Origin of the sequence: Alkalihalobacillus sp. TS-13 (assembly GCF_019720915.1) — a bacterium.
Lineage (GTDB): Bacteria > Bacillota > Bacilli > Bacillales > Fictibacillaceae > Pseudalkalibacillus.
Genome location: NZ_JAHKSI010000001.1, coordinates 1,123,370 through 1,136,347, shown reverse-complemented (window position 1 = coordinate 1,136,347; position 12,978 = coordinate 1,123,370). Strand labels below are relative to the sequence as shown.

The following is a 12,978-nucleotide window of genomic DNA, read 5'->3' as shown; positions in this document are numbered from 1 at the left end:
TGCTGTCTCACCTTTCACCGTATGATAGTTTTAAATGTCCAAATTTACGATTTTGTTCGATCAGTTCTGTAAATAAAGTTGAATAATCGACTGATTCAATCCTTTGATGGTATAGCTGTATTTGTTCCTGTAAGTCATTGAAATAGAAGGGATCATCCAATTTGCTCAAAATTTGATTCTCAACTTCAATTTCAACGTTTAGACAAAAGCCTAATCCATGGTTTTTCAAGTAATTCAAATTATATTCTTCCTGTCCAGGCAGACAATCATTGATAAAAATCGGGAGCCTTTTCATTAGGGATTCCGCTAAGGTCACTCCCCCAGGCTTAGTGATGATGGCATCGCTGTGTTCATACATATCATTCATTTCAACTTTTGAATCAATATATGGATAGGTTGTGATGTGTTTATTTTCAAGAGCCTTAATTTGGCTCAACAGTCGATAGTTTTTACCACATAAGACCGAATAATGTACCCTTCCAGATGGATGGATTGCCTTAATGAAGTCAAAAATATGCCCAGCCCCTTGATTACCACCTGTAAGCAATACACGATATTGCTTCTTCTTTAATGGATGTGTGTTCCTTGCAACGGGAGTAACATGCCGATTAACTGGGATCCCGCTTGTCAAAATTTTTTGTTGAGCCACTCCGTCTTGAATCAGTTCATCTCGGAACTCTTCATCAGGGACTAAATGTAAATCAACAGCTGTTCTACCCCACAGGTTATTGATGAAATAGTCCGTATATACATTGACGATAGGGATATTTATTTCTCCGTCAGCTTTTAAATGGTTGACCAAGTATGACGGTAAAGCATGGGTACAAATGATAAGATCAGGTTGTTTCTTTGCAATGATTTGACGGGTACTCTTCAAGAACAGTTTTTGATAAAACTTATGGGAAAAATTATTTTCCTTATGAGATTTGGTTAATCTTTTGTAAACATTGCTGTAGAACGCTGGCCCATTTTTGATCCAACTTAAATAAGCATGCGAAACGGCCAATTCACCTTTCCCATATATAGAGGAAAGAAGCTCGATTTTTTCACAATCGAATAGATCATCCAATTCATAACCAATAGTATCGGCTACATGATGATGTCCTGATGAAATTGTTAACAGTGGCATGATTAGGACCTTTTTCATGGGATAGAACCTACTCATTTTTACTCTTAGTGTTTGGAAACAATCCGAAATAATTCCTATGGTTTTCGAACCTGTTATTTCCATCATTACAATACAAATTAAGGCTAAAAATAATGGGGAAGAAAATGTATGTAAGGAGTTTAGGATATGGAAATCATTAGAAGCTACGCAATGACAATTTGGAGCTTATGGGATCCAGTATATTATTCATTCACCCGCTTGACGTATATCGAAGACGAATCACCGCAAAAATGCATATTCAGAGTCCGATTGACGAAATACAAAGGAGCACCAACCATTCTGAATGATGGAACACGAATCAACAAAAACGATCTGATGATAAAGATCCATCTTCACAATGTGCGTCTGATTAAAGAGATGAATCACCTTAAAAATGATTTCCAAAAAGGGATCCATTTCTACAGATGTGTCCAACAATCCATGCCATTCCTGGCTGCTTACGTAGAAGGTCATGAACAATCCAGTGAAATCAAAGGGATTATTGGAATCACACTCCTCAATCAAGGAACCCAGAAACTCGGATTCGAATCGTTCAGTTTTAAAAGTAAGCTCTATCGCATATTCAAAATGGTCGCACTTTTACCGATCTCTCTAGTGTCCAACCAGAGTAAAGATAGCTTGTTCGGAACAGAACCGAGGTATCTGATGATGTCCAAAGATAAGCTGATCGGTCGATATAACTTGAAATAACAACACTTTTACATTATTTACCGGTTCCAATCCCCTCTCAGTTTCCTATAATTGTATATGGGAGGGGATTGGATGTTTATTTTGTTAACGTTTATATTAATTTCAGCTCTCGCTATATACAGAGCTTATATCAATACTAAGGATGTAACTTTAAAAAGAATAAAAGTTATGAGTAATGATAAAGGACCTCACATGAACTTACGAATCCTGCAAATTTCCGATATGCATTTAGAGAACATTTCTATTACTCCAGAAGAAATTCATGAGAAACTAAAAAACGAAACGATTGATTTAATTGCCCTGACTGGAGATTATCTTGATCGTAAAAAGACTCTTACCAAGCTCCCTGCTTATTTAGAGGTTTTTCAAAAGCTTGATCCGAAATATGGAATCTATGCGGTTTTCGGTAACCATGATTATGTTTTGAAAAATACGTCATTTGATAAATTGGAAAAAATATTGAATAAGTACGGTTGCAAGACGTTACGTAATGAGCACGAGATGATCACGATGAATGGTCATACTGTGAATCTAATTGGGATCGATGATTACGGGACAGGAAATAGTGACCTTGAGAAATCTTATCAAGGGCTATCAGCATCTGATTACAATCTAGTCCTTACTCATGACCCGAATATTGTACTGGATCTCGATCAACAACACTTCGATTATTTATTATCTGGTCATTTCCATAACGGTCAGATTCATTGGCCAAAGCCGTTTCACCTTGCAAAAATGGGAAAGCTAGCTCGTCAAAAGATCGTCCAGGGACTTCATCATATGTATGAGAAACCATTTTATATCAGTGAGGGGTTAGGACAAACGGGCATCAACATACGTGTAGGTTCACGCCCTGAAATAACGATACATGAAGTAGGAATCACAAAAGCAGAAGCTTCCGGAAATGCCGCTTCATAAAACAAAGCTGATTCAAGTCTAAAACTCATCATAGGCTTCAATCAGCTTTTTTTAATCGAAAATCGGAAATAAAAACGTTTTTTTATTCTGATTGAACAAAGGTTCATAGCCTAACTTCCCAAGTTGATCAGCTATGAGTTTATACCCATATCCATTTGGATGCATTCCATCAATAGAGAGTGCATTTCCCCCATTTACTTTAAACGGTTCATATATACTCGCAACCTTTAGATTTTGACATCCGAACATCTCCAATTGCTTATTGAATGTTTTAATCCACAATTCGCTGAAGGAGAGATAGGGAAACGGATTATACAAACCCACCAATCGGATGATATAGGGTTCTTTCCCTTTTTCTTTTATTTTACGGATTTCATGAAGCATAATTGAAAGATTTTTCATGCTTTCTTTAATGGCAGTTCTAAAAATATTTGTGTCATTCATAAAAAAGTATTTCTTTGCTGCTTTTTTTAAATCATTACCTCCAGCAGTGATTGTAATCACGTCCGCCTCTGCAATCGCCTTTTTTACATTTTCATTAGCAAGGAACGCCAATACCTGTGCAGTCGTTGCACCATTTTTTGCAAATACATTACGTTCTACTTTTCGATTGGCTGCTTTTTCTATAGACTCGGTGTACCGTGATACAAACCCCGGAGCAAAGATAGAACCGACACCTACAGTCAAAGAATCCCCTAACGCTGTGTATCTAATTATATTCTCGTCCATTTACATTCACCTGTTGATATATTTAAAACGCTTATAATAAGTTATGTTTCATAAAAATACGTGATATGGACAACCGTTTAGGTGGTGGAAATTGTGCAATAGCACTAAAGGATGTGAGTTATTTCTAAATCGACATTCACGGGATTTCCTTATTTCTCGAATTTCAGTTATTATGGTAGGAGACAGAAGATTTTAGGAGGTTCAACAAATGAAACAAGAATCACAACAATTTTTACAGGAATTGCTCTCAACTCCTTCTCCATCTGGGTTTGAAATGAAAATTCAAAGGAAATGGATTGACTATGTTCAATCTTTCGCAGATAAAATTGAAACAGATCATATCGGGAATGCCTATGGTGTCATTAATCCAAATGCTCCATTCAAAGTATTGATCGCAGGGCATTGTGATGAGATCGGCTTTATGATCAATCGAATTGATGAAAGCGGTTTCTTACATTTCACTAAACTCGGAGGTATCAGTCACAAGCCTGCAATCGGCATGAAGGTCGAGATTCTTGGGAATCAACAGACCATTACTGGTGTCGTGGGAGTTAATGCAGAGCATCATGGTGGGATTAAAGATGATTATGACTTTGAAGATCTATACATAGATTGTGGTGCACAAAGTAAAGAAGAGATTGAAAAGTTTGTGCAAATTGGCGATTTAGCAATTTATAAGCGCGAAATGGAGTTCCTTTTAAATAACAGGATCAGCGGTCGTGGTCTTGATAACCGAACCGGTGCGTTTATCGTAGCAGAAGTACTGAAGAGGTTATCCAAAAAGAAACCAGAGGTCGGTGTTTACGCTGTAAGTACAGTAAATGAAGAGACGAACTTGGGTGGTGCCTATTTTGCAGCATCCCAGGTTCAGCCTGACTTTGCTCTTGCCGTTGATGTAACCTTTGCAACTGATTATCCAGGTGTAAACAAGAATAAGCATGGGGACATCCGTCTTGATCATGGTCCGGTTCTTGCTAAAGGTGCCCCTATCCATTACAAGTTGAACAGCATACTTGAGGAGACAGCCCGCAAGAACAAAATCGATGTACAATATGAGCTTACACCACGAGTGACTGGTACAGATGCTGATGGAATGCGTTTAACTGGTAAAGGAGTTCCGATTGCACTGGTCTCCCTCCCACTCCGTTATATGCATTCACCAGTTGAAACAGCAAGTCTTCAAGATATTGAAGATGAAATCACATTGATCACAGAAATGATCATTTCGCTCAGTACTAACGAAAACTTGAACCCACTTGATTAATAATGTAAAGGAGATATGCCGTCAATCGTCACATCTCCTTTCTTCAAGTTTCGGCTTGATTCTCAGCTAATTTGTATAATAATTTTCGGATCTTATTCGCAACCTGTTCATAATAAGTTCCGTCATTTGGGACAAAATGTGTCATGTCTACCGTCATTTTCACTGGAATTTTCATACCAGAAGGATCTAAATTAAATCCTTCAACAAGTAATGATTGAGCTTTTCCCGAACAAAACTCGTGAAAAGCATTGAATTCAGCTTTTACAATCCCTGATACCTCATCTTCTTGAAGAGTGAAATCATCAAAGTTCATTGGCTTATCATATAAAAATACATGTGCAATCTCTTTGTCAATCATCCCTTCCATAGTGGTACAAGATTCAATTTTCCCAACTGTTTTCAACTCCTCCAATGTAACATCTATCCCGATTTCTTCTTCGATTTCCCGAATGCCGTCGTCGATGGTTTCCTTTGCTAATATATGACCGGCAGCTGTAATATCAAGCAAATTCGGATAATCTTTCTTCTGATTGCTACGTATTTGTAAATAGATATAATACTGGTTACCGATCAAGCTGGTCACCCAGCAATGGAAGGTTTCATGCCAAAATCCCATACGGTGTACTTCTTCTCTGGTTGCGACACCTAAAGGATTTCTCTGATCATCATATATTTTCAGCAGTTCTGACTCCAATACTCCACCTCCACTTCACTTTTTATTTATTCCTTTTGATACTTTAGGTAGTTTAATCGTGACAGTGGTCCCTTTGCTATCTTCACTTGTAATATCGACTGTTCCTTTATGATTAGAAATGATCTTTTGACTGATCATCAGACCTAATCCTGTGCCTGTCTCTTTAGTAGAGAAGAATGGTTTGCCGAGGTTTTCGAGGTTTTCTTTCGGAATCCCACAACCATTATCTTTTATACGAATACAAATATGTGTCCCTTCTTTTTTCAATGTGAGATCCACTGTACCACCTGACGCTGTTGCTTCCAATGCATTTTTAATAAAATTAAGGAATGCTTGTTTCAACTGATTTTCATCACCTAGTACTGCGGGCAATCCTTCTTCAAAATCTGTTGTGATTTCTATGTTTTCCATGATTGCCTGGCTGTCAATCAGAGATAAGAGATGAGAAAAAAGAGTGTCCATCGGTGTTTCTTTGTATTGTGCGGTCTGTGGTTTTGCAATCATCAAAAATTCATTCACAATTAAATTGATCCGTTCCAGTTCAGAAAGCATGAGTTCATAATGGTCTTTTTCCACATCCTTACTATTAGAATGGAAAAATTGCAAAAATCCCTTTAATGATGTCAATGGATTACGGATTTCATGGGCGATACTCGCAGCCATCTGGCCTATGACTGCAAGCTTATCCGAATTTCTCAATAACTCCTCTGTCTGTTTACGTTCGGTCAAATCTCTGATCACCATCACCACTGAGTTGATTTCCCCTTGATTGATCACAGGCGTACATTGAGCTTCCAGTTCAATCCATTCACCGTCCATATGTATTTCCTTATATTCGAAGTGTATCGGCTCTCTCGCCTCCAACATCTTCTGATACTGTGTTTTTATGCTATGCAAATCATCTGGATGGACAAAATGAAAACCGTCTATCCCTTCATAGTGGTTCTCCTGACGTCCTGAAACCAATTCATGTGATGGTGATGCAAAGGTCACCTTTCCCTCTACATCCAAAACACGGATCATATCAGCCGTATTTTCAGCTATCAATCGATACTTCGCTTCGCTTTCACGTAATTTCATGTTCGCTTTTTTCCGTTCAGTGATATCACGGAGAATATTTGCCATCGCGATCATTTTTCCATTTTGGTCATAAATCGGGGAATGAGTGATCTCCACATTGATCAGCTTACCGTCTTTCCTTTTTCGTACTGTTTCATACGCCACAACAGTTTTTCCGGACTTCACTTTCCTCTGAAGGAAATCAACCTCCTTCCGGTAACTTTCGTCTGGAATGGTAATGACGCCGTTACCAAGCAACTCCTCCCTTGTATAAAGGAAAATATCTTCTGTAGCAGGGTTCAGTTTTACAATATTTCCATTCATATCAAATAGTCCGATTGCATCTCCTGAATGATCGAGATAAGATTCCCAGAATCCCTTTTGAGCCTTTAGTTGTTCGAATTCCTCAATTTCATCTGTCCGATCTTTTAATTGGACAAATCGCCCAGCAACTTGATTATCTTTAATTATTGGAATGCTGTTTATTTCCAATTTTCTATTTAGTGAAGAATTTGTTCCGGTGAACTGAGCTGTTTCAGTTGAACTCAGTGTATTGAAAAAGCTTGACTCGTCATCAAATTCTACGATGTGTTCAATAGATGTGTTTAAATCGTATTCTCTGGTGTTAAGAAATATTGTTTGACACGCTCTATTCATATGAAGGATTCTTCCTTCAAGATCTATGACCAAGATAGCTTCACTGCTATAGTCAAACAATGATTGATAACCATCTGTATGTAACAACTGCTGCAGTTCTGTATTATTCGAGGTTCTTCTAAATCGTTCATTTACCTGCATCATTAATGGTACCTCACTAAATGATTTATCGTTGATACTACATAGTTTGACATTTACATTCAATAACCTCTTTTAAAAGAATAAATATTCTGTTTTATTGTCGAATATATTAAACTCTTGTCGATAGAATGTGGTTTATACTTTAATTCTTCTTACGAATTTCACTCCTTTTCCTCGGGAAACGAAAAGCGGAAGCGACCTGCTTAGTCACGTAGGTCACTGGAAGACTGACGAGAAGGCTGCTGCCGCCACAGGAAGTCTGAAGTGATTCAAGTGACTGGTCGCTGAGCTGGACATCACTTCTATGTCTTGACCTACTTCCGTAAGCATCCTCACTTCCACAGGATGTGGTGGCTTCGACGTTCACCACAGGACCTGGTGGTTGTTAGTCGAAGGTCCTTAATTCTGTGTGAAGTCTTGCCTAGCTCGCTTTTCCCGCAGGAGTATCGTATAATTCGCGCTTTCAGATTTTCATCCACCTCTATATATTGAAAAGGTTTTATTATCAATAAACTGTTAGCCAACAGCCTTTGGAAAAAGTTTAGATGAACTGTAAGAATGGGAATGGTGTGATAAGAGGACAAACAAGAGAGGTGGTAAAATGAAAGAACGCAAAACCTATTATGTTTCGCCTAAAGGTGATATCTTCCCGATCAAGACAGATCAAAGTCTTCAATTATTCGAGATAGAAGCTACGGAAAATGAACTGAATCAATTTAAGGTTGCTGTCGAAGAATTCAATGCTTCAGAGGATATCGAAAAAGAGGATTTCTGGACACTCGCCCATTTCAAAGAAAAGGAAGTAGATGAAGACAGAAATGTAACTTATGGAAAAATACTTGAAGTTTATAAGTGGATCTATACACTTGGAACTTCTAAAACGAAGCTGGAAATTGAAAGGATGAACATACTCCCATCATTGGATCAGAAACCTAGTTTTAAATAATAGCTGTTGTGTACCATAACCTTTAACAGAGCCAAATGAAAAAGGGACTGTCCTAATAGAAAAGTGTCAGACCACCCCAAACAACATTTTGTACCAAAACCACGAATTTCCTCAAAATGTTGTTAAGCTCGGAATGACTCTGACACTATTGGGACAGCCCCTTTTGGCTGGGCTTCATAATTTCTCCCATGGTTTCTCTGTCCCGAATTTCATTGCAAGCTGTTTACTTTCGTCTCTCCTCTTTCTTCGTCTTTCCGCACGTTTCGCTGCACCTTCAAACAACCATTTTTCCTCTTCTGATTCAGGTATGACATTCGCTATTGGCGTTGGTTTCCCCTTTTCATCGATTGCAACGAATGTCAGGAAAGATAATGCACATAGCTTCCTTTCTCCCGTCAACAGATTCTCCGAAATGACTTTCACGAACACTTCCATCGAGGTCCTGTGTGTCCATGAAACGAATGCTTCAAGGCAAACAGAATAACCTTCCTTGATCGGATGTAAAAAGTCGACGGAATCACTTGATGCTGTTACAACGTTTTTTCTTGCATGACGTGTGGCCGCAATTGCAGCAACATCATCAATATATGCCATCAATTTACCCCCGAACAAGGTTCCGTGGGTATTTGTATCTGGAGGAAGCACATGACTGCTTTTCACTGTTCTGGATTCACTGACTTTCTTAGCTTCTACGGTCATTATCCATGCTCCTTGTGATTTAAATTTATATGACTATCATTTACGCGGTTATCATATCTCATACATTACACACCTTGCAACAAAAAAACTCTTGCTACTAATTTAGGCGAACCATACCATCAGGAATTTAGATCAAAATCATATACATATTCTATTTTTAATTGTTCATCTTCCTTTATCAGTTCTACGATGACGCAATTTATAGTTAACTTCATAGTGCGAATCTGTGGTCCTATTGTTTTTTGTACATCTACAGCTTTTTGTCGATATGCAAATCGTCCGATAGTAACATGAGGGACATAAGCGTGTTCATGGATTGATACTTGTTCAAGATTCCGCTATAAAGGCGCTCATGAAGTTGTTCAACTTCATTTTCCCGAAATCAATGAGCACATACAGACATCCATCATCTGCAACCATAGTATCATTCAGGTTCAAAAGGTATACATCCGAACAAAGAACCTTTTAAATGAGAGATACATTCATCGGTTGAGAGGGTACTTTCAAACGGAAATACTAGAGTAATGTGTGGTGAGATTTTATCAAATAAAGGATCATATTTCGATCTTATCCTCTCGATAGTTGAAACTTCTTACCGATTCATAAAGATTGCTATTGATCTTTTAATCAAAATACATCCTCCTTCAAACTTCTGGCGTTCTAACATTTTTAGCCGAGCAACATGAGAAAACTGTTTATCATGACTAAATGCCAGGTGCTTAATTTACCTATATTGACGAGTGAACATGCTTCATTCTAATACAACACTTTGTAATTTGCCGCGATACTTTCTGTCAATCCACCACAATTTAAATATTTAGTATTGTCGTCTTTTTCGAAACTCTTTAAGCTTCTTTTTATTAATAGTATTTAAATTTTTATTTTTAAGTACGGTACGTGAAATTTTATGAATAAGTCACTCTGATTTTCACACCTTGCAGTGATTGTTCCTTAGCTTCTTCGTTTCTTTTCTTTACTATTGTTGAACGTTCGCTTATTGGTGTGCTACATGCACCATCATAATAATCAGGGTCGATGAGTCGTACTTTTTTTCGTGTATGTATACTGTAATCTTCTGTATCTTCCGAGACGTCTAATACCTGATTTAGTTTATTTAACTCTTTATTTATTTCACTATCCCCACTATTCTTCAATAACCTTAAAAGATCTACATCAGTTTTGAGAAAATCATCTCTCACTATAATTTCTTTATCCAGTGCCATTTTTAGAATGTTAGCCATTTGGTGGTTGCCGTACACATTTAATGGATGCAAGAAAAAATTCAGGACCTCTTTATAATATGTCTGGACGAACCACTCTCCGGCACGAATCGTTGTCACCTGCATCTTGCCATCAATGACAGCCAATTCATTCAAGAAAGACTTCACTTCTAATTTTGTAATCTCACCATAACCGTATAAATCCCGTAACGTATAATCGACCCGATCTGCACATAAATGCGGAGCAGGCTGTTCGAGGATCGACCAATTCGATTCATCCAAGATTACTTTTAAATCGTATCCATGCTTGGAGAGTACTGCTGGTATATCAGATTCCTGGATTAGCGTATCTTTGATCAATTCATGATAGTCTTCGTCACGTATCTTCAAGACTTGATCAACCACATGTGAAAAAGTAGTATGAGAGACATCATGCAGGAGACCCGCTAATTGTTCTTCAATGCTTCCTCCAAGGTTGCGGATAAGCAGCATGACGCCAACTGAATGATCAAACCGCGTATTGTTCCACTTAGGATTGACCAGAAAACTTGCTCCATTTTGATGGATATATTTTAAGCGCTGGACAGCTTTTGTAGAGATCAACTCTTCAAATACAGGTTCTAACGAAAAACTTCCATATAATCGATCTTCTATGTACATAAAATCCTCCTTATAAATAAGCTGTGTTAGTTCTTATTGTTGATTTCATCGAAATACACTCCCTTCTTCCCGCGGGCTTTAAGAAAGCGGAATCGGTCGATTTAATCACGTAGGTTACTGGAAGACTGACAAGGAGGCTCGAACAAACAAAGACCTGGTTCTGCGTGGGCTCACTCTACGCCACAAGAAGTTTGTAGTGATCCAAGTGATTGGTCGCTGAGCTAGACATCACTTCACGATTAACCCACTTCCGCAAGACTCATCATTTGCCAGGATCTCAACACAAAAATGAAATCATTTTCGTGTCTTCGATGAGAATTCTTAGAAGCTTTCCTAATGCTGGCTACGACCTGGCTACAACGTTCACCACAAGACCACAGACTTTTAACCGCAGGCGCAGGAAGTGGTGGTATTTAGCCAAAGGTCATTATTTTAGTCAAAGATCCTTTTAAAAAGTGCGGGGTCCCGCCTGGATCGCTTTCCCGCAGGAGTGTCGCAAATTTCGATTACAATAAACAAAGTCTTTTAACATCGCCTTTAAATAAAAAGTGCCAGACCCCTCTAACTATAAAGGAGCCAGGACACTCTTTGAATGTTGACGATGAGATTATACATAAGAATCTATACGAAAGCAGTCTAAATAAATTAAATCTCTTTCCGATCATAAATAATGAAGTAATAGTCATAAGGGTTCTTTTCGTCTTTGATACCTTTTTCTTTTGATTTCATTTCCCATTTTGATTCATCAAGGTCTGGGAAATATGTATCACCCTCAAACTCTTCATCAATATAGGTTAAATAAATCCTGCTGGTTTTCTCTAACACTTGTTTGAAAATTTCAGCTCCTCCAATGATGATCAATTCCTCACCATCTTGACGAAGAGCCTCATCGAGTGAATGGGTCACGACACAGCCTTCTGCTTCATAGTTCTTATCGTTCGTGACGATTACATTTTTTCGATTCGGCAAAGGCTTACCGATGGATTCATATGTTTTTCTCCCCATAATGATCGTATGACCACTTGAAACACGCTTGAACCACTTCAGATCTTCCGGCAAGTGCCATGGCAGGTCATTATCTTTACCCATTACCCTGTTCTTCCCCATTGCAAGCAGTAATGAAATCATACAGACACAGCTCCTTTGATATGAGGATGCGGGTCATAGTTTTCCAAAGTGAAATCTTCAAATTTGAAATCAAAAATGGACTTCACTTCTGGATTGATCTTTATAATAGGTAGTTCTCTTGGTTCTCGTGATAATTGCAAATCTACTTGTTCCAGATGATTCAAATAGATATGAGCATCACCGAATGTATGCACAAACTCCCCTGGTTCCAAATCACAAACCTGTGCAATCATCATCGTCAACAAAGCGTAAGAGGCAATGTTGAATGGAACCCCTAAAAATGTGTCAGCTGATCTCTGATAGAGCTGACATGATAGTTTTCCGTCTGATACATAGAATTGAAAGAGGCAGTGGCATGGTGTCAATGCCATTTCATCAAGCTCCCCTGCATTCCAGGCATTGACGACTAATCTTCTTGAGTCCGGATTCTTCTTGATCTCCTCAACTACTCGTGAAATCTGATCGACCGTTCCTCCATCAGGTTTTGTCCACGATCGCCACTGTTTACCGTACACCGGTCCAAGGTCGCCGTTTTCATCTGCCCATTCATTCCAGATCCGAACTCCATTTTCTTGGAGATACTTTACATTCGTATCCCCCTTCAAAAACCAGAGCAGCTCATGGATAATTGACTTCAAATGTAGTTTTTTCGTTGTAAGCAGTGGAAATCCTTTTTGCAGATCGAAGCGCATCTGATAACCGAATACACTGATGGTTCCAGTCCCTGTCCGATCTTCTTTTTTTACACCCTTTGTTATAATATGATGGCAAAGTTCTTTATATTGTTCCATCTTACCCCTCTCTTTCAAATAGGCTGTCTCAATTATAGCAAAAGATAAATTTAGGGGAAAAGAAAACTTGGTAAAGCTGAGCCTTAGTTGTTGATTTAAACGAAATTCACGACACTCCTGCGGGAACAGCGAGCCAGGTGAGACCCCGCAGCGAACTGTGCAAGTTCGCGAGGAGGCTCACGGAAGTAGGTAAATGCAGGAAGTGATGTCTAAG

13 protein-coding genes are annotated in these 12,978 nt (G+C 38.5%); 4 read left to right on the top strand and 9 right to left on the bottom strand.

Going from position 1 to position 12,978, the window contains the following annotated elements; all coding sequences use genetic code 11:
- Positions 1-7: 7 nt before the first annotated feature.
- Positions 8-1,129, bottom strand: coding sequence for an MGDG synthase family glycosyltransferase (locus KOL94_RS05605; RefSeq protein WP_221564825.1), 1,122 nt, complete (start codon positions 1,127-1,129; stop codon positions 8-10).
- 165 nt (positions 1,130-1,294) lie between these two features.
- Between KOL94_RS05605 and KOL94_RS05600 the strand changes: the two genes are divergently transcribed.
- Both KOL94_RS05600 and KOL94_RS05595 read left to right on the top strand, forming a co-directional pair.
- A complete protein-coding gene (locus KOL94_RS05600) occupies positions 1,295-1,858 on the top strand; it encodes a YkoP family protein (protein ID WP_260412211.1) in 564 nt (187 codons plus the stop codon).
- Between the two features lie 168 nt (positions 1,859-2,026).
- On the top strand, positions 2,027-2,776 hold the full coding sequence (locus tag KOL94_RS05595; protein WP_483298061.1) for a metallophosphoesterase: 750 nt from the start codon (positions 2,027-2,029) through the stop codon (positions 2,774-2,776).
- Positions 2,777-2,827: 51 nt separating this feature from the next.
- Here KOL94_RS05595 and KOL94_RS05590 read toward each other — a convergent pair whose 3' ends face one another.
- Positions 2,828-3,505, bottom strand: a complete 678-nt coding sequence (locus KOL94_RS05590; RefSeq protein ID WP_221564821.1) for an SGNH/GDSL hydrolase family protein — start codon at positions 3,503-3,505, stop codon at positions 2,828-2,830.
- Positions 3,506-3,713: 208 nt separating this feature from the next.
- Between KOL94_RS05590 and KOL94_RS05585 the strand changes: the two genes are divergently transcribed.
- Positions 3,714-4,769, top strand: a complete 1,056-nt coding sequence (locus tag KOL94_RS05585) for a M20/M25/M40 family metallo-hydrolase (RefSeq protein ID WP_221564819.1) — start codon at positions 3,714-3,716, stop codon at positions 4,767-4,769.
- 43 nt (positions 4,770-4,812) lie between these two features.
- Here KOL94_RS05585 and KOL94_RS05580 read toward each other — a convergent pair whose 3' ends face one another.
- Together KOL94_RS05580 and KOL94_RS05575 are read right to left on the bottom strand one after the other, a co-directional pair.
- The gene (locus KOL94_RS05580) at positions 4,813-5,463 is read right to left on the bottom strand and encodes an NUDIX hydrolase (protein WP_221564817.1); all 651 of its coding nucleotides are present in this window, start codon (positions 5,461-5,463) and stop codon (positions 4,813-4,815) included.
- A gap of 15 nt (positions 5,464-5,478) precedes the next feature.
- Positions 5,479-7,323, bottom strand: a complete 1,845-nt coding sequence (locus KOL94_RS05575) for a PAS domain S-box protein (protein ID WP_221564815.1) — start codon at positions 7,321-7,323, stop codon at positions 5,479-5,481.
- Between the two features lie 598 nt (positions 7,324-7,921).
- Between KOL94_RS05575 and KOL94_RS05570 the strand changes: the two genes are divergently transcribed.
- Positions 7,922-8,266, top strand: a complete 345-nt coding sequence (locus tag KOL94_RS05570; RefSeq protein WP_221564814.1) for a hypothetical protein — start codon at positions 7,922-7,924, stop codon at positions 8,264-8,266.
- 174 nt (positions 8,267-8,440) lie between these two features.
- Here the strand turns inward: KOL94_RS05570 and KOL94_RS05565 are convergent, their stop codons facing one another.
- The 5 genes from KOL94_RS05565 to KOL94_RS05545 form a co-directional block, all read right to left on the bottom strand.
- Complete coding sequence (locus KOL94_RS05565) at positions 8,441-8,965, bottom strand: acyl-CoA thioesterase (RefSeq protein WP_221564812.1); 525 nt, start codon at positions 8,963-8,965, stop codon at positions 8,441-8,443.
- Between the two features lie 424 nt (positions 8,966-9,389).
- A complete protein-coding gene (locus KOL94_RS25745) occupies positions 9,390-9,536 on the bottom strand; it encodes a 2'-5' RNA ligase family protein (RefSeq protein ID WP_369010063.1) in 147 nt (48 codons plus the stop codon).
- Between the two features lie 334 nt (positions 9,537-9,870).
- Positions 9,871-10,845, bottom strand: a complete 975-nt coding sequence (locus tag KOL94_RS05555) for an HD domain-containing protein (protein ID WP_221564809.1) — start codon at positions 10,843-10,845, stop codon at positions 9,871-9,873.
- 645 nt (positions 10,846-11,490) lie between these two features.
- Positions 11,491-11,973 (bottom strand): dihydrofolate reductase, encoded by a 483-nt coding sequence (locus KOL94_RS05550; protein ID WP_221564807.1) that lies wholly within the window; start codon positions 11,971-11,973, stop codon positions 11,491-11,493.
- Positions 11,970-12,764 carry a thymidylate synthase gene (locus KOL94_RS05545; protein WP_221564806.1) on the bottom strand — a complete coding sequence of 265 codons (795 nt, stop codon included), beginning with the start codon at positions 12,762-12,764 and terminating at the stop codon, positions 11,970-11,972. Before KOL94_RS05545 ends, KOL94_RS05550 begins: the two co-directional genes overlap by 4 nt.
- Between the last annotated feature and the right edge of the window lie 214 nt (positions 12,765-12,978).

Coding starts and splice junctions, on each gene's coding strand:
- KOL94_RS05570 (WP_221564814.1), top strand. CDS start 7,922: ATGAAAGAACGCAAAACCTATTATGTTTCGCCTAAAGGTGATATCTTC.
- KOL94_RS05550 (WP_221564807.1), bottom strand. CDS start 11,973: ATGATTTCATTACTGCTTGCAATGGGGAAGAACAGGGTAATGGGTAAA.
- KOL94_RS05585 (WP_221564819.1), top strand. CDS start 3,714: ATGAAACAAGAATCACAACAATTTTTACAGGAATTGCTCTCAACTCCT.
- KOL94_RS05565 (WP_221564812.1), bottom strand. CDS start 8,965: ATGACCGTAGAAGCTAAGAAAGTCAGTGAATCCAGAACAGTGAAAAGC.
- KOL94_RS05595 (WP_483298061.1), top strand. CDS start 2,027: ATGAGTAATGATAAAGGACCTCACATGAACTTACGAATCCTGCAAATT.
- KOL94_RS05545 (WP_221564806.1), bottom strand. CDS start 12,764: ATGGAACAATATAAAGAACTTTGCCATCATATTATAACAAAGGGTGTA.
- KOL94_RS05605 (WP_221564825.1), bottom strand. CDS start 1,129: ATGCCACTGTTAACAATTTCATCAGGACATCATCATGTAGCCGATACT.
- KOL94_RS05590 (WP_221564821.1), bottom strand. CDS start 3,505: ATGGACGAGAATATAATTAGATACACAGCGTTAGGGGATTCTTTGACT.
- KOL94_RS05600 (WP_260412211.1), top strand. CDS start 1,295: ATGGAAATCATTAGAAGCTACGCAATGACAATTTGGAGCTTATGGGAT.
- KOL94_RS05575 (WP_221564815.1), bottom strand. CDS start 7,323: ATGATGCAGGTAAATGAACGATTTAGAAGAACCTCGAATAATACAGAA.
- KOL94_RS05555 (WP_221564809.1), bottom strand. CDS start 10,845: ATGTACATAGAAGATCGATTATATGGAAGTTTTTCGTTAGAACCTGTA.